Origin of the sequence: Rhizobium esperanzae, from assembly GCF_014197615.1 — a bacterium.
Lineage (GTDB): Bacteria > Pseudomonadota > Alphaproteobacteria > Rhizobiales > Rhizobiaceae > Rhizobium > Rhizobium esperanzae_A.
In genome coordinates, this window is the sequence record NZ_JACIFY010000010.1 from 169,179 (window position 1) to 187,970 (window position 18,792).

An 18,792-nucleotide genomic window follows, 5' to 3' on the forward strand; every position below is an offset into this window, starting at 1 on the left:
GCGCCTGATGCGAGGGGGAGGGCAGCAGCCAGACCGCAGCCGGAACCATGTCGGTCCGGGGCCTGTACACTTCAGATAAAACCTGCTGCGAAACCATCAACAACCAAGCGTGATCGACAAATACGAAGACCCGTTCGGGTCCGATGAGTTTGCTCCCTGAGAGCGTGGTGGCTGATCCACCAATGAATTCCGACAATAAGCCGGAAAATCAGGATCCAGTTCTAGGGATGAAGCGCATGAGACGGCGGACGATGACCGGTGTGGCGCCAGGTCCTGATCTGGCTGGCAGCCTCTGCGGCGACTCTATCCCGTCAACACTTTACCCTAAAATTCGTTGTATGTTTTCTGTGTCACAATAGCAAGGGAAAAGCCAAATGTGCCATAATATTGATGGATTTCAGAACGCATAGAAGCTGGGGATAAAGTGATAGCGATTCGGCAGGCCGCAACCGGTGTTTCGTCACGGCGACGTTCGCCGCGGCCGTGTCGGCTCCATCGCAGTACAGATAGGGTGTGGCGGTTTATTGTTTAAGAGGGCTCGGAACACGGCGAAATCCGCGGATTGGCGATCGACATTCGCAAGGCGGGTTCTGACGGCGCTTCTGGCGGTTGTTCTCCTGCCGGCCGTCGCTGCTTCCGTCGAGGCCGGGGATCCGTTGCTTGCCTATGGCGCGCGCATCGTCGGCGACGATGCAAGGACGCGCATCGTCATCGATTTCGATCGCGAGCCGCGCTTCTCCGTCCACTATATCGCCAATCCGGAACGCATCGTCATCGACCTGCCGGCGACCGCCTTCGGTTTTCCGGCCAAGGATCTCGCCGCCCGCGGCCTGTTCAAGGATATCCGTTACGGCAAGATGGACGAGGAAAGCGCGCGCATCGTGCTGACGACGGCCGGGCCGGTGAAGCTGGCGCTCGCCAAGGTGCAGGCCGACGAGGCCGGCAAGGGGCATCGTCTCGTGCTCGATGCCGAGATGATCGACAAGCAGGCCTTTGCCGAGCTGGTCAAGACGCAATCCTGGAGCGACCGGACCGAGGCGGCCCAGACGACCAGTGCCATTCCGGCGCCCGAGAAGGCTGCTCCCGGCGATTTCGTCATCGCCGTCGACGCCGGCCATGGCGGCATCGATACCGGCGCGATCGGCGTCGACACCAAGACCGAGGAAAAGCAGGTGACGCTCGCCTTCGCCAAGGCCCTGACCGACCGGTTGAACAAGGAGCCGGGCATCAAGGCTTTCCTGACGCGCGAAGATGACGAGTTCCTGTCGCTTTCGCAGCGTGTCCTGATCGCCCGCCAGAACCATGCCGGGCTGTTCATTTCGCTGCATGCCGACACGCTGAAGCAGAAGGATATCCGCGGGGCCACCGTCTATACCATCTCCGACAAGGCATCCGACAAGCTCGCCGCCGACCTTGCCGAACGTGAAAACCTTTCCGACCAGATCGCCGGCAAGGAGACCGTCGCCGAGCCGCCCGAGGTTGCCGATATCCTGCTCGATCTGACGCGGCGCGAGACCCAGGCCTTCTCGATCTCGCTGGCCGAGAGCGTGCTGAATTCCTTCAAGGATCAGGTCGGCACCATCAACAATCCGCACCGTCATGCCGGCTTCCGCGTGCTGCAGGCCCCCGACGTGCCGTCGATCCTTCTCGAACTCGGCTTCCTTTCGAATGCCGAGGACGAAAAACTGCTGCTCGACGAGACCTGGCGCGGCAAGACCGTCGGTCTGTTGACCGAGGCGGTGAAGCGATACCGCGCCGCCGTCATGGCGAATGGCGGCTGATGCATTTTGCCCGGAAATCCAGTCGCGGTTGCGGGCGGCGGCATCCATGAAAACAAAGACTTAAAGTGCTTCGTATGAATCGAATTCTGAAGCGGACGCTTTAAGATTGGCGGCGGGGAGGGGGCGTTGCTTGGATGTGACAGTCCCTCGGAAACGCCGAGTTGGCGGCGAATGCGGCGGACAGAGCCCTATTTTCCTCACAATCGCGCCGTTACTCCGGCTTATGTTTCCTAAGCCTTGAGCGCGGAATCGGCTTGTGGCGGTAGCGCTCATGGAGTAAGCCGCGCAACGTGCAAATTGCCTTGATCTATGCAATCGTTGCGTCCGCGCCGATTGAAGATCGAAGAGACCGGTAGCTGAAAATATGGTTAGACTTTTTGGATATTTCTTCGGAATGGCCTGCGTCCTGTTTCTGGTCGCGGCGGCGGGTGTTGCCATCTATCTCGCCAACGTCGCGAAGGATCTCCCGGACTATGCCGTTCTGAACAGCTACGCGCCGCCGGTAACCACCCGCGTCCACGCCGGCAACGGCGCTCTGATGGCCGAATACGCCAAGGAAAAGCGCCTCTTCCTGCCGATCCAGGCCATCCCCGACCGCGTGAAGGCCGCTTTCCTCTCGGCAGAAGACAAGAACTTCTACAATCATCCGGGCGTCGATCTCACCGGTCTCGGCCGCGCAATCCTCGTCAACCTGCAGAATTTCGGTTCCGGCCGCCGCCCGGTCGGCGCCTCGACGATCACCCAGCAGGTGGCCAAGAACTTCCTTTTGAGTTCCGACCAGACGATCGACCGCAAGATCAAGGAAGCGATCCTCTCCTTCCGTATCGAGCAGGCCTACAGCAAGGACAAGATCCTCGAACTCTATCTGAACGAGATCTTCTTCGGCATGAATTCCTACGGCATTGCCGGCGCCGCACTTACGTATTTCAACAAATCCGTCACCGAACTGACCGTCGCCGAGGCCGCCTATCTCGCCTCGCTGCCGAAGGGGCCTGCCAATTACCATCCTTTCCGCCACCCGGAAGCAGCGCTTGAGCGCCGCAACTGGGTGATCGACCGCATGGTCGAGAACGGCTATGTCAGCCAGAGCGACGGCGAGGAAGCCAAGAAGCAGCCGCTCGGCGTCACCGCCCGCTCGACCGGCCCGTCGCTTTTCGCTTCGGATTATTTCGCCGAGGCGGTGCGCCGCCAGCTGATCGACCAATACGGCGAGAAGGTCCTCTATGAGGGTGGCCTTTCGGTGCGCACGTCGCTCGATCCGCAAATGCAGCTCGCTGCCCGCAAGGCGCTGCAGGACGGCCTTGTCACCTATGACGAGCGCCGCGGTTTCCACGGCCCGATCAAGCAGATCGATGCAAGCGGTGACTGGGGCAAGGCGCTTGCCGATATTCCCGCCCTGTCCGACGTGCCGGAATGGCAGCTTGCCGTCGTGCTCGCCGTGTCCGACGCCAACGTCGACATCGGTCTGCAGCCGGCCAAGGATGCAAGCGGCAAGGTTTCCGCCGACCGTCAACGCGGCACGATCGAGGCCAAGAACATGCAATGGGCTTTCCGTTCGTCCGACGGCGCCCGCAAGACCACGAAATCGCCGGTCGGCGCCGTCGCCCCAGGTGATGTCGTCTATGTCGCCAAGCTCGGCGGCGACGCCTCGACCTCCTATCGCCTGCAGCAGCCGCCGAAGGTGCAGGGCGGCCTGGTCGCCATGGACCCGAAGACCGGCCGCGTGCTCGCCATGGTCGGCGGCTTCTCCTATTCACAGTCCGAATTCAACCGCGCCACCCAGGCGATGCGCCAGCCGGGCTCGTCGTTCAAGCCCTTCGTCTACGCCGCGGCGATGGACAATGGCTATACGCCGGCTTCCGTCATCATGGATGCGCCGATCGAGATCGTCTCCGGCGGTCAGGTCTGGAAGCCGGAAAACTACGGCGGCGAAGTCGGCGGCCCGTCGACGCTGCGCTCGGGCATCGAGCATTCACGCAACCTGATGACGGTGCGCCTCGCCAACGATCTCGGCATGAATATCGTCGCCGAATATGCCGAGCGCTTCGGCATCTACGATCACATGCTGCCGGTTCTCTCCATGTCGCTCGGCGCCGGCGACACAACGGTGCTGCGCATGGTCTCGGCCTATTCGGTCATCGCCAATGGCGGCAAGCAGATCAAGCCGACCTTGATCGACCGCATTCAGGACCGTTACGGCAAGACGATCTTCAAGCATGAGGAGCGTCTCTGCGAGGGCTGTAATGCCGGCGACTGGCAGAACCAGGAAGAGCCCAACGTCGTCGACAACCGCGAAACCGTTCTCGACCCGATGACCGCCTATCAGATCACCTCGATGATGCAGGGCGTCATCCAGCGCGGCACCGCCGCCGGCAAGGTCGATCTCGGCGGCCGCGATGTCGCCGGCAAGACCGGCACCACCAACGACGAGAAGGACGCCTGGTTCGTCGGCTTCACGCCGGATCTGGTCGCCGGCCTTTATATGGGCTTCGATACGCCGGCCCCGCTCGGCCGCGGCGGCACCGGCGGCGGTCTTTCCGCGCCGATCTTCAACGAATTCATGCAGGCTGCCGTCAAGGATACGCCGGAATCGAAATTCGTCATCCCGGCGGGCATGAACCTGATTTCGATCGACCGCAAGACCGGCATGGCCGCCGCCGATGGCGATCCGAACACCATCATCGAGGCCTTCAAGCCCGGCACCGGCCCGGCCGACAGCTTCTCCGTCATCGGCATGGATGGCACCATGGCGCCGGAGGAGATCCTGAAGACCTCGCCGCAGGCCAATCAGGCCGTCCAGACCGGTACGCCCGGCCTGTTCTGACCGCCGAATTTTTGAACGCCCGCTGCGGCCTTTACATCCGCGGCGGGCGTCTCTACAGCAATTCCAGCAAAAGTGCACAGCGGTTTTGCGTCCGGAATTGCGTCAAACACAGACGCAAACCAGAATTCGAAGAAGACCGTTACAGAGAAGCAGGAAAATGCGAGCCGAAATCGAAAACGTGGTCGATGAAACCAAGCAGGCTATCACCCTGCTGAGGAGGCATCTTTGACTGGGACCAGGCGATAAGACGACTGGACTGGTTGAATAACAAGGCAGAGGATCCGAACCTCTGGAACGATGCGCAGGAAGCGCAGAAGCTGATGCGCGAGCGCCAGCAGCTGGATGACGGCGTCAACGGCGTCAAGCAGCTGGAACAGCAGCTGAACGACAATATCGAGCTGATCGAGCTCGGCGAGGAAGAGGGCGACCAGAGCGTCGTTAGGGAAGCCGAGGATGCGCTGAAGGCCCTGAAGGCCGAGGCCGCCCGCCGCCAGGTGGAGGCGATGCTCTCCGGCGAAGCCGACAGCAACGACACCTATCTCGAAGTGCATTCCGGCGCCGGCGGCACCGAAAGCCAGGACTGGGCGAACATGCTGCTGCGCATGTACACCCGTTGGGCCGAGCGCCAGCGTTTCAAGGTCGAGCTTCTCGAAGTTCACGACGGCGAAGAGGCGGGCATCAAATCCGCAACCCTGCTCGTCAAGGGCCACAATGCCTACGGCTGGCTGAAGACGGAATCGGGCGTGCACCGGCTGGTGCGCATCTCGCCCTACGACAGCAACGCGCGCCGCCACACCTCGTTCTCGTCGATCTGGGTCTATCCCGTCGTCGACGACTCGATCCAGATCGAGATCAACGAAAGCGACTGCCGCATCGATACCTATCGTTCGTCGGGCGCCGGCGGCCAGCACGTCAACACGACGGACTCGGCCGTGCGCATTACCCATATCCCGACCAATATCGTCGTGCAGTGCCAGCAGGAGCGTTCGCAGCACAAGAACCGCGCCAAGGCCTGGGACATGCTGCGTGCCCGCATGTACGAAGCGGAGCTGAAGAAGCGTGAGGACGCCGCCAACGCCGAAGCCGCTTCCAAGACGGATATCGGCTGGGGCCACCAGATCCGCTCCTACGTGCTGCAGCCCTACCAGCTGGTCAAGGACCTGCGCACCGGCGTTGCCAGCACCGCGCCTGATGATGTGCTCGACGGCGATCTGAACGAGTTCATGGAAGCAGCCCTTGCCCACCGCATCAGCGGCGCCGCCGACGCGGTCGTCGAGGATGTCGACTGACAGGTAAAAGCAGGATCGAGACAAAAGCCCCGGAAACGGGGCTTTTCCTTTACTCAGGCCATTGCGCCGATGTTTTGAAACAGCGCCGCCGACAGATCGGCAATCTCGTCATGAACGGCCGCGCGCTCGATCCCCGGGGGATCGGTGAAGAGTTCTGCGGCGAAGGCAAAGCCCAGCCCCGAGCCCTCCGGCACGAAAACATAATGTCCAAGCCCGCCGCCGAAGATTTTGAGGGCGCTGCGCGAAAGCCGTGCATGCAGCCATGACGAACATTCCTCAGCCGGCGCCGCCCTGTCGGCATCACCGACCAGGATAAGGACGGGCGCCTCCACGGCTTTCAGGCTTTCCTCGCTGAAGCCAAGAACCGATCGGCCCGGCGCGCAAAGGAGCGCGGCCTTGATTCTCTTATCTCGATACGATTTCGACATGCGCGACCATGAATCGCGAAACACGGCGCTGGTGCGAAGCAGCGCCGTGATATGATCGGCAAGGTCAGGAAATTCTCTCGGTCCGCGCACGCCGCCCGGCTTCATCCTCGACGGTTCGAACTGCGAAAACTGGGCGACAGCGCCAAGAAGCAGCATCACGCTGTAGGCGCCGGCCGAAAATCCGGCCGCGAAAACACGGGATGTATCGATATGGCTGAAGAGATCGCCGAGCCAGTCGTCACGCCTGTCGAGCATGAAGCTCAGATCCGGCGCCCGTTCCCAAAGGCAGGCGAAGCCTTCGGCCCGATAGGGCTCGATGCCGGTATTACCGTGATGGCTGACGCCGAGCGCTGCAAATCCGCGATCGACCAGGCGTCGGGCCAGCCACTCCAGTCCGGCCGCAGATCCACCGGTGCCATGCGACAACAGGACGAGGGGGTAGGGCCGGGCAGCCGGCCGGGCGGGCGCGTTGCGGGCGACTGCCGCCTTTCGGAACCAGCTTCTTTCCGCTGTAGCGCCTTCTCGCGCCTCATCGGCAGCGGGATACCACAGCGACCAGTTGATGGGCCTGGGGCCGTCTGCGTCCCAGTTCGACCTGTGCTCGTCGTAAAGCACGCCGTCGCGAAAACCGAGCTTCATCGCTTGCGGGCCTCTCCGAACAGATCCCGGCTGTTCAATTCGTCGCCTTCTCCACGGTGATTTCGCCGAATTCGTCGATCAGCACGGTCCAGCTATCCGGCTCGGCGGCGGGGTCGGTCTTCAGATAGATCGTGGCAAACAGCCCCGGCTGCTTGATGATGCCGTTCGAATTCTCGGGACGTATATCGGTCACATAAGGCTTCAGGTCGCTGATCTCCTGCAGCTCGACGGTTGAGGCGATCGCCGGGCCGGTCTCAGTCTGGGCAATCTGCTGAAGATAGACTTTCGAGGTCTTGTCGGCCTGGCGGACGGCAAAGAGCTTGTAATAGCCGTGGCGCTGCGCGGCCTTTTCCTCGGGGTTGGCAACGCTCTCGGTGCTCTTGGGTGCCCGCTCGACATCAGGTGCGTTGCCGTCATCCTGCCAGTAGCCGGTGCTGGTTGCGAAAATCACCGATGCCGGCAGGATGGCATCCTGCGCCGGCAAGGCTGCGGCCGACCACCCGATGAGGAAAACGGTGGTCATCAATGTCAGGCGCATTGCCATGTCTCAATCCTTGAACTGCTCGGCGAGAATACGGTCGGACCAGGAGCGGTCGGGATCGGAGAGGATACGGGCGGTCATATGCTCCGACTGGGCAATGCGGACATGCAGCACCGATTTGACCTCGGTATTGTCCGCCACCGCGTTCACCGGCCGCTTGACCGGCTCGAGGACGTCGATATCGACGGTCACCTTGTTGGGCAGCAATGCGCCCCTCCAGCGCCGCGGCCGGAAAGCGCTGACCGGCGTCATGGCGAGCAAAGGCGCCTCGAGCGGCAGGATCGGGCCATGGGCGGAAAGATTATAGGCCGTCGACCCAGCAGGCGTCGCCACCATCAGCCCGTCGCAGATCAGTTCCTCCAGGCGCACGCGCCCGTCCACCGTGACCTTCAAATTGGCGGCCTGATAGGACTGGCGGAAAAGATAGACCTCGTTGATGGCGAGCGCGGTCGAATTGGTGCCGTCGGCATTGGCCGTCGTCATCTGCAATGGCCGGAAGACGTTTTCAACGGCGAGGCAGATGCGCTCTTGTAGGTGCTCGCTGCGATAGTCGTTCATCAGAAAGCCGACCGAGCCGCGATTCATGCCGTAAACCAGCTTGCCGGAGTTCATGGTGTGGTGCAGCGTCTGCAGCATGAAACCGTCGCCGCCGAGCGCGACGATGACATCGGCATCGTCAGACGGCACGTCGCCATAGATACGAATCAACTCCTCGCGCGCTGCGAGCGCCTCTGTCGTGGGTGAGGCGAGAAAGGAAAGCGTTTGAAATGAACGGCCCATGCAATGCCCTTTGTGAAGCTGCTCTAGCTAAAGGATAAAGGGCAGGGGCGACAAGGACGTTTTCGCCAGCGAAGCGTTTTGAACGGCGGCCGACCCCCAAATAGGCACCGATTTTCCTTTACAGAATCATAGAATCTGCTAGTTGGGCACCGGTTGCCCTTGTAGCTCAGTCGGTAGAGCACCTGATTTGTAATCAGGGGGTCGCGGGTTCGAACCCTGCCGGGGGCACCAGCCTACGCTCTGTGAGCTTCGGCTCGGCTAGCCGCTGCACCAGTTTTCTCCATCTGCTATTGCCTGTCCAGACCATCGGCCCCGGTTCGATGTCGGTTTGTCGAACGTACTTGCAGATTTTTCCCGCTTCCTTTGATGAACCTTGTCTGAAGAGCTGCTTCAGCGTCAATTCAGCCGTGCGCTCTTATCTTCGCCTCATCATCAATGAGGAAACTGCCATGAGGCTCGTACATCTCTTTCTCGCCGCAACCCTTTCTGCCGGTGCGGTTTTCGCTTCCGTCGCACCGGCGGCGGCCATGTCGGCCGAGCGGCCGGCGGTTTCAGTTCAGGGCGATATCATTCAAGTTCGTGATGGCTGGCGCCGCGATCGCGACCGGGACGAGAGTGACGACCGCGGCTGGCGCGACGACCGTGGTTGGCGCGATGACCGCGATTGGCGCCGGTCCGACTGGCGCGATGATGACCGTCGCTGGCGGCGGTGGCGCGCCGAACGTTGGCAGGAACGCCGCGAGTGGCGTGATCGCGATCGCTATATCCCCTTCTGGCTCTACCGCGGCTGAGACAAACGCATCGGCAGTTTAAACTGCGTCTGAAAAGACGACGCTCTTGGCGGCCCGGATCATCCGGGCCGTTTTTCAATGTGTGGGGGGTTCGTTGACGCTCGCTTCGATCCTGTCGCCATTGCCGGCCTGGCCGGCGCCGGAGGGCGACATCACGGCGATGCTGAGTACGGAGGCAACCATGAAGGCAATGACGGCGATCATTATGCGCATAGCGTTCAATCCTCGTTCAATTGCGGATTAACGCGTGATCGCCGTCGGCGTTCCTGCCGGGACTATTGCACCTGTCCCGGCGTCGCCGCGCCGGGCGCTGTCGGCGACAGGGGATCGGGCTGGTGAATCGGGTGCGACTTGTCCACCCAGATCATGCTGAGGATAATCACGACGAAGACCGAGACAAAGAGGATACCGAAAATCAGCGGTCGAATGGCCATGATGGGATCGTTCCTTCTTGCTTCCGACCGGTCGCGACAACCGATCATTGCCCGATCATAGTGTTCCGGAAGGTCTTTCCAAGGCAAAAGTGGATTTCTCTGTCATCGGCAGGTGCTGCGCCGCTGTTGCCGCCTCCGTTTTTCCATCTGTCGCACGGCTTCGAACCATGCCAGAGATAGCGAAGAAGTTGGAGGCGAAACTGTCATGAAGCGGACGATCACGACATCGATTATCCTTGCGGCGCTGATTGCCTGCGCCGGCGCGTCCGAAAAACCGGCCCCCTTCGACAGGCCGGTGAAAGTGGATGTTGTCGCGCTGCCGAAGGATGAATTCAATCCCGATGCAAAGCCGAAGATCACCTGCAGCCGCTATCCCGCTTTCATGGTCAAGGAGGTCGATCTCGGCGAGGTCGGCGCCGAAAAGCTGGCGCTGCTTGCCGCCGATGCGCCCTGCGAGCGCGCCGGCGAGCGCGAGCGGGTGATCGAGGACGATACCGCCGGTTATCTCCTGGGCGTCAGCGGCGGCTTCGTGTTTTTCCGCGCGGCGGATGGATGGAACGGCGGGCTGCCCTTCGTCGTCTACGATACGGCGACGGGCGAGCGGTTGCTCGACGATGCCCTTGAGGGTGACGATTTTACCACGATCAGCAGCGGGAAGGGGAAACTCACTCTCGATTTCCGCCGCGTCTACACGGCTTCCTGTTCGCTCTATCTCGATGCTGCCTGCGCCAAGACCATTGCCGCCGACACCGGCCTGTCGCCGAAGCAACTGCCGGATTGTGCCGCAGCCTATAAGGCGGAAATGAAGCGCAGCCCCGATCACGCCGGCGAAATCGAGAAATTGCCGAGCGTGATCGTCTACCCTGTCGAACTTGCCTATGCGGCGGGCGATACGACGCGCCGGCCGATGGATGGGCGAACCAGTTGCGGGACGCCCGACTGAGCAGAGAAGACTCTGAGATTAGCGGCGCACGAGCGAAAGCGGCTTGCCGCCTTCCTGCTTCGATTTGTCGAAATTGCCGTCGGCGCGCATGTCGAAACCAAGCGACGAACCGTCATGGCCCATCAGCGTCAGCCCGAAACCCTCGACATGCCAGACCGCAAGCTTGAGCTTGGCGACGTTGGCAGGGCAGTCACCAGAAGGTGACAATGGCGCATTGCCGTCCGTCCCGACGCCGCTGTCAAGCACGATGCCGCAGAGCCTTTCGCCATCCGGCCGCTGCATTGTCCATGCCCCGGCAAGGCTCGCGAAGGTCGGCAGGTGATCGACGCCGTCGGGTGCTGCGATCAGCAGCAGCGGCCTCTCGTCTTCCGTCTTCATGGGAGAGCCCTCGTTTTCGACGAAACGGGCGAGCACCTTGCGCGTCGGATCGATCAGGATGAGGCCGCCATTGCCGTCGAAATTCCACGAAGCGGCCTCCGCCAGTGCCGGCAGCGGCTTGGCGCAGGCTTCCTGCCCCGAAAGCGAAAAGCCGCCGATCGCCATCTCGGTTTCGAGCGTCATCCGGCATCCCGCGCGCCCGTCTTCCGGCGCGATGAGATAGGTTCCGGCCTGCGCCTTGAGAATATCGGGATCGATCTCCTGCCCGTGGGCCATGCCTGAGAAAAGCAACGCGGCTGCCGGAGCCGCGAACCGAAGGATGAAACGGATCATGACAGTTCCCCTTTTGCCGCGGCCCGTCTGTGGACCGGCCTATGCCTTCAAATGGAGCCGCGCCGCATAAAGCGCGATCGCCGCCGCATTCGAGACGTTGAGTGATTTGATCGCCCCCGGCATGTCGAGACGGGCAAGGGCATTGACGGTTTCCCGCGTTTTCTGTCGCAGGCCCTTGCCCTCGGAGCCGAGCACCAGCGCCAGTTTCTCCCCCGAGAAGGTGCCTTCGAGCGGCGCCGGCCCTTCCGAATCGAGGCCGATGGTGGAGAAACCGAGCTTGTGCAATTCACCGAGCGCATCGGCGAGATTGGTGACCTGTATATAGGGGATCAGTTCCAGCGCGCCGGAGGCGGATTTGGCCAGCACGCCGGATTCGGTCGGGCTGTGTCTCTGGGTGGTGATAACGGCGCCGGCATTGAAGGCAACGGCCGAGCGCATGATCGCGCCGACATTGTGCGGATCGGTGACCTGGTCGAGGACAAGCAGGAGAGGGCTGTCCTTCAGCGCTTCGAGCCGGCGCACCGGCAGCGGCCGCGTTTCCAGCATGACGCCCTGATGGATCGCCTCGGGGCCAAGCACCTTGTCGATATCCTGCGGCGAGACGATCTCGAAGGGAATGCCAAGGGTCTCGGCGTCGATTTCGAGCCGCGCCAGCGCGTTCTGCGTTACGAAGAGCTTGATCTTCTTGCGCTCGGGATTGTCGAGCGCTGCGCGCACCGTATGCAGGCCGTAGAGATGCACCTGGTCGGGCGCCAGCGCCGGCGGCTTCCAGTCATCGCCCCCACGCCTGCGCTTCTGCGGCGGAGGTGTCGGAATCTCGCCGCGTTCGCGCTTGGCGTCACGGTGCGCGCGCCGCAGCGTGGCGTAATGCGTATCCTTGGCGGATGGGTCTGTCGCGGCCTTGCCGCCGGATTTCTTATCTTTGCTCATGCGGCTTTATAGCCATGGCGCTCGCTGCCGCATAGGCTTTCTTTCATGTGCCGGCTTTCGGCAGAGAATGAAATTTTTCGTGTTTTTTCCGTTGTCATCGTGTTGACAGACGGAAATGCTCCGGTCATATACGCGGCGCAGACGACGGGGCGGCAACGCTTCGAAGTCTAGCAAACTTGGTCTTCTAGATCCGGACGAAAAACTGGAGAGATGCCCGAGTGGTTAAAGGGGACGGACTGTAAATCCGTTGGCTCAGCCTACGTTGGTTCAAATCCAACTCTCTCCACCATTCGTCATCGGATCGGACCACCCCGCGGGTATAGCTCAATGGTAGAGCAGCAGCCTTCCAAGCTGAATACGCGGGTTCGATTCCCGCTACCCGCTCCAGTTTTCCTCAGCTCCGTTCAAGTGTCCTTTGCTGCCGCGATCATTCGGTGGGCAGATGTTTCCCACGTGGTTGGCGATAGCGGCTGGCGGCTGGCAGGCGAGGGTGCTCGACCCCGAGCAGTCCAGGCGATTTTCTTCAAGGATTTCAGCGATTTTCAAGGGGGCTTCGGCGAATCGCCTTGCAGGCGGCGAATTATCCCCCATATGCGCTGTCACACCAAGAATGGCGTCTGCAATTAAGTCTTGCGCAATTTCGCCGAAAGCCTTAAACGGCGGCACTAAACCGGTTCGCCGGGGTCCACTATTTCGTTCACAGGAAGCATTCAAATGGCAAAGAGTAAGTTTGAGCGCAACAAGCCGCACGTCAACATCGGCACGATCGGCCACGTTGACCACGGCAAGACGTCTCTGACGGCAGCGATCACGAAGTACTTCGGTGAGTTCAAGGCGTACGACCAGATCGACGCGGCTCCGGAAGAAAAGGCCCGTGGCATCACCATTTCGACGGCACACGTCGAATATGAGACGCCGGCCCGCCACTACGCGCACGTCGACTGCCCCGGCCACGCCGACTACGTCAAGAACATGATCACCGGTGCTGCCCAGATGGACGGCGCGATCCTGGTTTGCTCGGCTGCTGACGGCCCGATGCCGCAGACGCGCGAACACATCCTGCTGGCCCGCCAGGTCGGCGTTCCGGCGATCGTTGTGTTCCTGAACAAGGTCGACCAGGTTGACGACGCCGAGCTTCTCGAACTGGTCGAGCTCGAAGTTCGCGAACTTCTGTCGTCCTACGACTTCCCGGGCGACGATATCCCGGTCGTCAAGGGTTCGGCGCTTGCTGCTCTTGAAGATTCTGACAAGAAGATCGGCGAAGACGCGATCCGCGAGCTGATGGCAGCGGTTGACTCCTACATCCCGACGCCTGAGCGCCCGATCGACCAGCCGTTCCTGATGCCGATCGAAGACGTGTTCTCGATCTCCGGCCGTGGTACGGTTGTCACCGGCCGCGTCGAGCGTGGCATTGTCAAGGTTGGCGAAGAAGTCGAGATCGTCGGCATCCGCGCGACCTCGAAGACGACGGTGACCGGCGTTGAAATGTTCCGCAAGCTGCTCGATCAGGGCCAGGCCGGCGACAACATCGGCGCACTGGTTCGCGGTGTGAACCGTGACGGCGTCGAGCGTGGCCAGATCCTGTGCAAGCCGGGCTCTGTCAAGCCGCACAAGAAGTTCATGGCAGAAGCCTACATCCTGACGAAGGAAGAGGGTGGCCGTCATACGCCGTTCTTCACCAACTACCGTCCGCAGTTCTACTTCCGCACGACCGACGTGACGGGCATCGTGACGCTGCCGGAAGGCACGGAGATGGTTATGCCTGGCGACAACGTCACGGTTGCCGTCGAGCTGATCGTTCCGATCGCGATGGAAGAAAAGCTGCGCTTCGCCATCCGCGAAGGCGGCCGTACCGTCGGCGCCGGCATCGTGGCATCGATCGTCGAGTAATCCTGGATTACCTTCAATTCCTGAAAAACCCCGCTGGAAACGGCGGGGTTTTTGCGTTTTGATGCCCGTCGGTTGGCTTAACAACTGTTGTAAAAATATCGTTAAATTTGCCCGTCACAGTATTTTGTTCATCTAGCATTCAGAAACCGGTTGTGATTGCTCCATTTTAGTCCAGAATCCTCCTTGCAAAGAGGAGAGCCGGATGATTCCAAAGGCCACATTCGCTGCGACGATATTCGCAATGTATGTTTTCACGATGTTTTTCATCGCTGCAATTCCGCAAGAGGTTGTTCAGGCAGCCGGAGTGCAGGTCAACGAGATAAGCGTCGTCAAGTGACGACGTTGGAGGTGAGGGTCGTCACTTGACGATCCTTGCAGAGCATCGCAGGCTTCTGCGGTGATTGGAAATGATCGGCCAGGGTGCTCCGGATAGGATGCTCCTGGTGACGCAGGGATGAACCCTTGCCGGACGCTCGCTTGCTCTTCGCGCCGAAGCGTCTAACTATGCCTCCGATTTCATCACGCGGAGGATATCTTCATGAAGAAGCGAATTCTGTTCACGGGCGGCTCGGGCAAGGCAGGTCGCCATACCGTGCCGTGGCTCGTCAAATCAGGTTACGAGGTGCACAACCTCGATCTCGTGCCGCTGGACAGCCCGGGCGTCACCAATCTCATTGCCGACATCACCGATAGCGGTCAGGTCTTCAACGCGCTCTCGATGCACCGCGATTTTCCCGATCTCGATGCGGGCAGGGGCGTGCAGCCCTTCGATGCCGTCGTGCATTTCGCCGCCATCCCGCGTATCCTGATCAAGCCCGACAACGAGACCTTCCGCATCAACACGATGGGCACCTATAATGTCATCGAGGCGGCGGTGAAGCTCGGCATCAGGAAGATCATCGTCGCATCGAGCGAGACGACCTACGGCGTCTGCTTCGCCGAGGGTCATCGCGATTTCCACCAGTTCCCGCTGGAGGAGGATTATGACGTCAATCCGATGGATTCCTACGGGCTTTCCAAGGTGGTCAACGAAAAGACGGCTCGCGCCTTTGCCGAACGTTCGGGCTTCGACATCTATGCGCTGCGAATCGGCAACGTCATCGAGCCGCACGAATATGAGCGGTTCCCCACCTATTTTGCCAATCCCGAGATGCGCAAGCGCATCGCCTGGAGCTATATCGATGCCCGCGATCTCGGGCAGATCTGCCATCTCTGTATCGAAAAGGACGGTCTCGGCTATCAGGTCTTCAACGCCGCCAACGACACCGTCTCGGCCAATACGCCGTCGAAAGAGCTTGCAAAGCGATTCTTCCCGAACGTGCCCTTCACCCGCGAGATCGGCGAATATGAAGGCCTGCTCTCCAATCGCAAGATCCGCGAGGTGCTGGGATTTAAAGAAGAGCATGATTGGCGCAAATATGTGAAGGTCTGAACCGAGCTTGGCGGCGCGATGAAAAGGCCGATTGCTCGCATATGCATAGAATGGCTTTGAAAATCGAAAATCGTGCTTGCCATTCCGCTGCCGTCGTCTTAAAGGGAGCGCCATGCTTTTCAGCAGCGATTTGCGGGCCTTGGCCCGGACGCTGAATGATCGGTATGAAGGGGTATAGCTCAGTTGGTAGAGCGGCGGTCTCCAAAACCGCAGGTCGTAGGTTCGAGCCCTACTGCCCCTGCCATTTTCCTCGATGCGGGACAGCGCGGACATGCTCGCGGCATTCCGGCCAGGGGATTATTGGTGGTAACTAATTTCGTTAAACTTCGGTTTCCCTCTTGTGTATTCGGAAATCGGTGTTTATTTAGGGTTCAACAGACACGCGGTGCGTGGGGCTGATAGTTTCAGCTTTACGCGCCGTAATTGCGTGGGCAGTCGATGGCATCCAAATCCAATCCGTTTGCGTTTCTGCAGCAGGTTCGCTCCGAGACGTCCAAAGTTACATGGCCGTCGCGCCGCGAGACGATGATCTCGACGGTTATGGTGCTTGTGATGGTGGTTTTCGCTGCGCTGTTTTTCTTTGCCGCTGACCAGCTGATCGGCTGGGTTCTGAGCTTCGTGCTGAATACCGGCAACTGATACGGGTGGAGATGAAAATGGCGGCACGTTGGTACATCGTCCACGCATATTCCAATTTTGAGAAGAAGGTCGCTGAAGACATCGAGAACAAGGCTCGCCAGAAGGGGCTTGAGCACCTGTTCGAGAAGATCCTTGTGCCGACCGAAAAGGTGGTGGAAGTGCGTCGCGGCCGCAAGGTCGATTCCGAGCGCAAGTTTTTCCCCGGCTACGTCATGGTTCGCGCCAATCTGACTGATGAAGCCTACCACCTGATCAAGAATACGCCGAAGGTCACCGGTTTCCTCGGCTCCGACAATAAGCCCGTTCCGATTCCGGATTATGAAGCCGAGCGTATTCTCGGCCAGGTCCAGGAAGGTGTCGAGCGGCCGAAGGCCTCCATCACCTTCGAGATCGGCGAGCAGGTTCGTGTTTCCGACGGCCCGTTCGCTTCGTTCAACGGCACGGTTCAGGATGTGGACGAAGAACGTTCGCGCCTGAAGGTTGAAGTGTCGATCTTCGGCCGCGCAACGCCGGTCGAGTTGGAATACGCTCAGGTCGAGAAGGTCTGATTGCTGGAAATTGGAAGCTGGCCTTGCGGCCTGTTTCCCGCGGACCTTGTCCGCACCCGCGTGGAAGGTGAGGGGTCTTAGCCGGACCCCAATGATCCGCACCACGCAACCGCAGCCGCCGGAGAGATCCGGCATCACGGGCCGGGCGACCGGCCGTTCATGAAAGGCAGAGAGATATGGCTAAGAAAGTTGCAGGCCAGCTCAAGCTTCAGGTCAAGGCAGGATCGGCAAACCCGTCCCCGCCGATTGGTCCGGCGCTTGGTCAGCGTGGCATTAACATCATGGAATTCTGCAAGGCGTTCAATGCCGCCACGCAGGAAATGGAAAAGGGCATGCCGATCCCGGTCGTCATCACCTATTACCAGGACAAGTCCTTCACCTTCGCGATGAAGCAGCCTCCGGTCAGCTACTGGCTGAAGAAGGAAGCGAAGATCACGTCCGGTTCCAAGACGCCCGGCAAGGGCGCCAAGGCCGGTTCCCTCACCAAGGCTCAGATCAAGACGATCGCAGAAGCCAAGATGAAGGATCTGAACGCAGCGGATATCGAAGGTGCAATGGCGATGATCGAGGGCTCTGCCCGCGCCATGGGCCTGGAAGTGGTGGGTTAAGATCATGGCTGGTAAGCGCACGCAGAAGATCAACGAAGGTGTTGATCCCACCAAGCTTTATGCTCTCTCCCTGGCCATCGGCATGGTCAAGGAACGGGCTGTCGCCAAGTTCGACGAAACCATCGAAGTCTCGATGAACCTCGGCGTCGACCCGCGCCATGCGGACCAGATGGTTCGCGGCGTCGTCAACCTGCCGAACGGCACCGGCCGTACGGTTCGTGTTGCCGTCTTCGCTCGTGGCGCCAAGGCCGATGAAGCCAAGGCTGCCGGTGCCGATATCGTCGGCGCTGAAGACCTCGTCGAAATCGTCCAGGGCGGCAAGATCGAATTCGATCGCTGCATCGCCACCCCCGATATGATGCCGCTCGTCGGTCGTCTCGGTAAGGTTCTCGGCCCCCGCGGCATGATGCCGAACCCGAAGGTCGGCACCGTCACCATGGATGTCGCCGGAGCCGTCAAGGCTTCCAAGGGCGGCGCTGTCGAGTTCCGCGTCGAGAAGGCTGGCATCGTCCATGCCGGCATCGGCAAGGCCTCGTTCGACGCCAAGGCTCTGGAAGAAAACATCCGTGCTTTCGCCGACGCCGTCATCAAGGCGAAGCCGGCTGGCGCCAAGGGCAACTACGTCAAGCGCGTGGCGATTTCGTCGACCATGGGCCCGGGCGTCAAGATCGAAGTCGGCTCGGTCACCGCAGCTCCGACTGCATAAGTTGATTGCCGGACCTCGGTCCGGTCACTGAAATTCCGGCCTCGCAAGGGGCCGGAATATTCCGGAGAAATCCGGAATCCTGTCCGAGATTGCAGGTGGTTTTCCCTTAATCACTTCGCCTGCATGAGACGGGTAAGACCCGAATTGCATGAAGTTCGCTTCTCGTAACTCGGTTCGAGCCTTGGATGCCTTGTGCCTCTTTAGCCTTGATTGGCGCGGGAGCGCGGGGGGACAGGATCCTCAAGCGTCGCTTGGGATCTCGCATGATCCCAGGAGGCAAAAGGCAACCCGGCGGGCCCGTTTTCGGTCCCGTCAACTGGAGATAGGCAGTGGAAAGAGCGGAAAAACGCGAATTCGTCACGGAACTGAACGAAGTCTTCAAGGCTTCGGGCTCAGTCGTCGTGGCCCACTATGCTGGTGCTACAGTCGCGCAGATGAACGATTTTCGTTCGAAGATGCGTGCAGCTGGCGGTACCGTCAAAGTCGCGAAGAACCGCCTGGCCAAAATTGCCCTTCAGGGTACGGAAGCGGAAGGGATCACCAATCTCTTCAAGGGTCAGACGCTGATTGCATACAGCACCGATCCGATCACCGCTCCGAAGGTCGTCATGGATTTCGCCAAGACCAATGACAAGATCATTGTTCTGGGCGGCGCCATGGGAACAACCACGCTCAACGCCGATGCAGTCAAGTCGCTTGCGACCCTGCCTTCGCTCGATGAGCTGCGTGCGAAGCTGCTGGGCATGATCCAGACACCGGCTACCCGCATCGCTGGGGTTGTTGCAGCACCGGCAAGCCAGCTTGCCCGCGTGTTTGCGGCCTACGCCAAGAAGGACGAAGCCGCTTAAGGCGGTTTTTCGCTGTTTATAATCAACCGG

The 18,792-nt window shown here is 60.5% G+C and carries 20 protein-coding genes and 4 tRNA genes; 17 read left to right on the forward strand and 7 right to left on the reverse strand.

What is annotated here, in order from left to right; translation table 11 throughout:
* Positions 1-524: 524 nt before the first annotated feature.
* The 3 genes from GGD57_RS15355 (at position 525) to prfB (ending at position 5,894) form a co-directional block, all read left to right on the forward strand.
* Positions 525-1,781 carry an N-acetylmuramoyl-L-alanine amidase gene (locus GGD57_RS15355; protein ID WP_184471097.1) on the forward strand — a complete coding sequence of 419 codons (1,257 nt, stop codon included), beginning with the start codon at positions 525-527 and terminating at the stop codon, positions 1,779-1,781.
* A gap of 364 nt (positions 1,782-2,145) precedes the next feature.
* Positions 2,146-4,605, forward strand: a complete 2,460-nt coding sequence (locus GGD57_RS15360) for a penicillin-binding protein 1A (protein ID WP_184471099.1) — start codon at positions 2,146-2,148, stop codon at positions 4,603-4,605.
* Positions 4,606-4,762: 157 nt separating this feature from the next.
* A protein-coding gene (prfB, locus tag GGD57_RS15365) for a peptide chain release factor 2 (RefSeq protein WP_184471101.1) occupies positions 4,763-5,894 on the forward strand; the annotation gives its coding sequence in 2 pieces (ribosomal slippage) (positions 4,763-4,831 and positions 4,833-5,894; 1,131 coding nt in all).
* 53 nt (positions 5,895-5,947) lie between these two features.
* Here prfB and GGD57_RS15370 read toward each other — a convergent pair.
* Genes GGD57_RS15370 through GGD57_RS15380 form a run of 3 tightly spaced genes read right to left on the reverse strand, consistent with a single transcriptional unit; the run spans position 5,948 to position 8,282 of the window.
* Positions 5,948-6,961 carry an alpha/beta hydrolase family protein gene (locus GGD57_RS15370; protein ID WP_184471103.1) on the reverse strand — a complete coding sequence of 338 codons (1,014 nt, stop codon included), beginning with the start codon at positions 6,959-6,961 and terminating at the stop codon, positions 5,948-5,950.
* Between the two features lie 34 nt (positions 6,962-6,995).
* On the reverse strand, positions 6,996-7,505 hold the full coding sequence (locus GGD57_RS15375; RefSeq protein ID WP_184471105.1) for a hypothetical protein: 510 nt from the start codon (positions 7,503-7,505) through the stop codon (positions 6,996-6,998).
* A 3-nt stretch (positions 7,506-7,508) separates the two neighbouring features.
* Positions 7,509-8,282 carry an NAD kinase gene (locus GGD57_RS15380; RefSeq protein WP_184471107.1) on the reverse strand — a complete coding sequence of 258 codons (774 nt, stop codon included), beginning with the start codon at positions 8,280-8,282 and terminating at the stop codon, positions 7,509-7,511.
* Positions 8,283-8,437: 155 nt separating this feature from the next.
* On the opposite strand from GGD57_RS15380, the gene GGD57_RS15385 reads away from it, so the two are divergent.
* Both GGD57_RS15385 and GGD57_RS15390 read left to right on the forward strand, forming a co-directional pair.
* A tRNA-Thr gene (locus GGD57_RS15385) sits at positions 8,438-8,513 on the forward strand.
* A 110-nt stretch (positions 8,514-8,623) separates the two neighbouring features.
* Complete coding sequence (locus GGD57_RS15390) at positions 8,624-9,073, forward strand: hypothetical protein (protein ID WP_184471109.1); 450 nt, start codon at positions 8,624-8,626, stop codon at positions 9,071-9,073.
* Between the two features lie 75 nt (positions 9,074-9,148).
* Here GGD57_RS15390 and GGD57_RS15395 read toward each other — a convergent pair whose 3' ends face one another.
* Together GGD57_RS15395 and GGD57_RS15400 are read right to left on the reverse strand one after the other, a co-directional pair.
* On the reverse strand, positions 9,149-9,286 hold the full coding sequence (locus GGD57_RS15395; RefSeq protein ID WP_184471111.1) for a hypothetical protein: 138 nt from the start codon (positions 9,284-9,286) through the stop codon (positions 9,149-9,151).
* A gap of 62 nt (positions 9,287-9,348) precedes the next feature.
* Entirely contained in the window at positions 9,349-9,507 is a 159-nt protein-coding gene (locus GGD57_RS15400) for a hypothetical protein (RefSeq protein ID WP_184471113.1), read from the reverse strand.
* Positions 9,508-9,712: 205 nt separating this feature from the next.
* Between GGD57_RS15400 and GGD57_RS15405 the strand changes: the two genes are divergently transcribed.
* Entirely contained in the window at positions 9,713-10,450 is a 738-nt protein-coding gene (locus tag GGD57_RS15405; protein WP_184471115.1) for a hypothetical protein, read from the forward strand.
* 18 nt (positions 10,451-10,468) lie between these two features.
* Here GGD57_RS15405 and GGD57_RS15410 read toward each other — a convergent pair whose 3' ends face one another.
* Entirely contained in the window at positions 10,469-11,161 is a 693-nt protein-coding gene (locus GGD57_RS15410) for an AprI/Inh family metalloprotease inhibitor (RefSeq protein ID WP_184471117.1), read from the reverse strand.
* A gap of 39 nt (positions 11,162-11,200) precedes the next feature.
* A complete protein-coding gene (gene rlmB, locus GGD57_RS15415; protein WP_184471119.1) occupies positions 11,201-12,091 on the reverse strand; it encodes a 23S rRNA (guanosine(2251)-2'-O)-methyltransferase RlmB in 891 nt (296 codons plus the stop codon).
* Positions 12,092-12,295: 204 nt separating this feature from the next.
* Between rlmB and GGD57_RS15420 the strand changes: the two genes are divergently transcribed.
* From GGD57_RS15420 to rplJ, 11 genes are all read left to right on the forward strand, one after another.
* A tRNA-Tyr gene (locus GGD57_RS15420) sits at positions 12,296-12,380 on the forward strand.
* A gap of 24 nt (positions 12,381-12,404) precedes the next feature.
* Positions 12,405-12,478 (forward strand) — tRNA-Gly (locus GGD57_RS15425).
* Positions 12,479-12,805: 327 nt separating this feature from the next.
* Positions 12,806-13,981: an elongation factor Tu gene (tuf, locus tag GGD57_RS15430; protein ID WP_010069472.1), complete on the forward strand. Its 1,176-nt coding sequence runs from the start codon at positions 12,806-12,808 to the stop codon at positions 13,979-13,981.
* A 202-nt stretch (positions 13,982-14,183) separates the two neighbouring features.
* Entirely contained in the window at positions 14,184-14,318 is a 135-nt protein-coding gene (locus GGD57_RS29390) for a hypothetical protein (protein ID WP_010069473.1), read from the forward strand.
* Between the two features lie 201 nt (positions 14,319-14,519).
* On the forward strand, positions 14,520-15,413 hold the full coding sequence (locus GGD57_RS15435) for an NAD-dependent epimerase/dehydratase family protein (protein ID WP_184471121.1): 894 nt from the start codon (positions 14,520-14,522) through the stop codon (positions 15,411-15,413).
* A gap of 168 nt (positions 15,414-15,581) precedes the next feature.
* A tRNA-Trp gene (locus GGD57_RS15440) sits at positions 15,582-15,657 on the forward strand.
* A 194-nt stretch (positions 15,658-15,851) separates the two neighbouring features.
* Positions 15,852-16,052 (forward strand): preprotein translocase subunit SecE, encoded by a 201-nt coding sequence (gene secE, locus GGD57_RS15445; RefSeq protein WP_003573826.1) that lies wholly within the window; start codon positions 15,852-15,854, stop codon positions 16,050-16,052.
* A 17-nt stretch (positions 16,053-16,069) separates the two neighbouring features.
* The gene (gene nusG, locus GGD57_RS15450) at positions 16,070-16,600 is read left to right on the forward strand and encodes a transcription termination/antitermination protein NusG (protein WP_003547516.1); all 531 of its coding nucleotides are present in this window, start codon (positions 16,070-16,072) and stop codon (positions 16,598-16,600) included.
* Positions 16,601-16,776: 176 nt separating this feature from the next.
* On the forward strand, positions 16,777-17,208 hold the full coding sequence (gene rplK / locus GGD57_RS15455; protein WP_047620024.1) for a 50S ribosomal protein L11: 432 nt from the start codon (positions 16,777-16,779) through the stop codon (positions 17,206-17,208).
* Positions 17,209-17,212: 4 nt separating this feature from the next.
* Positions 17,213-17,914, forward strand: a complete 702-nt coding sequence (gene rplA, locus GGD57_RS15460) for a 50S ribosomal protein L1 (protein WP_184452880.1) — start codon at positions 17,213-17,215, stop codon at positions 17,912-17,914.
* Positions 17,915-18,243: 329 nt separating this feature from the next.
* Positions 18,244-18,762 carry a 50S ribosomal protein L10 gene (gene rplJ, locus GGD57_RS15465; RefSeq protein ID WP_184471123.1) on the forward strand — a complete coding sequence of 173 codons (519 nt, stop codon included), beginning with the start codon at positions 18,244-18,246 and terminating at the stop codon, positions 18,760-18,762.
* Positions 18,763-18,792 lie beyond the last annotated feature (30 nt).

What these genes read in the sequence shown, in the direction of transcription:
- rplK (WP_047620024.1), top strand. Translation starts at nt 16,777, where the DNA reads ATGGCTAAGAAAGTTGCAGGCCAGCTCAAGCTTCAGGTCAAGGCAGGA.
- rlmB (WP_184471119.1), bottom strand. Translation starts at nt 12,091, where the DNA reads ATGAGCAAAGATAAGAAATCCGGCGGCAAGGCCGCGACAGACCCATCC.
- GGD57_RS15405 (WP_184471115.1), top strand. Translation starts at nt 9,713, where the DNA reads ATGAAGCGGACGATCACGACATCGATTATCCTTGCGGCGCTGATTGCC.
- GGD57_RS15375 (WP_184471105.1), bottom strand. Translation starts at nt 7,505, where the DNA reads ATGGCAATGCGCCTGACATTGATGACCACCGTTTTCCTCATCGGGTGG.
- GGD57_RS15435 (WP_184471121.1), top strand. Translation starts at nt 14,520, where the DNA reads ATGAAGAAGCGAATTCTGTTCACGGGCGGCTCGGGCAAGGCAGGTCGC.
- GGD57_RS15380 (WP_184471107.1), bottom strand. Translation starts at nt 8,282, where the DNA reads ATGGGCCGTTCATTTCAAACGCTTTCCTTTCTCGCCTCACCCACGACA.
- GGD57_RS15395 (WP_184471111.1), bottom strand. Translation starts at nt 9,286, where the DNA reads ATGCGCATAATGATCGCCGTCATTGCCTTCATGGTTGCCTCCGTACTC.
- nusG (WP_003547516.1), top strand. Translation starts at nt 16,070, where the DNA reads ATGGCGGCACGTTGGTACATCGTCCACGCATATTCCAATTTTGAGAAG.
- GGD57_RS15370 (WP_184471103.1), bottom strand. Translation starts at nt 6,961, where the DNA reads ATGAAGCTCGGTTTTCGCGACGGCGTGCTTTACGACGAGCACAGGTCG.
- secE (WP_003573826.1), top strand. Translation starts at nt 15,852, where the DNA reads ATGGCATCCAAATCCAATCCGTTTGCGTTTCTGCAGCAGGTTCGCTCC.
- GGD57_RS29390 (WP_010069473.1), top strand. Translation starts at nt 14,184, where the DNA reads ATGATTCCAAAGGCCACATTCGCTGCGACGATATTCGCAATGTATGTT.
- rplA (WP_184452880.1), top strand. Translation starts at nt 17,213, where the DNA reads ATGGCTGGTAAGCGCACGCAGAAGATCAACGAAGGTGTTGATCCCACC.
- GGD57_RS15400 (WP_184471113.1), bottom strand. Translation starts at nt 9,507, where the DNA reads ATGGCCATTCGACCGCTGATTTTCGGTATCCTCTTTGTCTCGGTCTTC.
- GGD57_RS15360 (WP_184471099.1), top strand. Translation starts at nt 2,146, where the DNA reads ATGGTTAGACTTTTTGGATATTTCTTCGGAATGGCCTGCGTCCTGTTT.
- tuf (WP_010069472.1), top strand. Translation starts at nt 12,806, where the DNA reads ATGGCAAAGAGTAAGTTTGAGCGCAACAAGCCGCACGTCAACATCGGC.
- GGD57_RS15410 (WP_184471117.1), bottom strand. Translation starts at nt 11,161, where the DNA reads ATGATCCGTTTCATCCTTCGGTTCGCGGCTCCGGCAGCCGCGTTGCTT.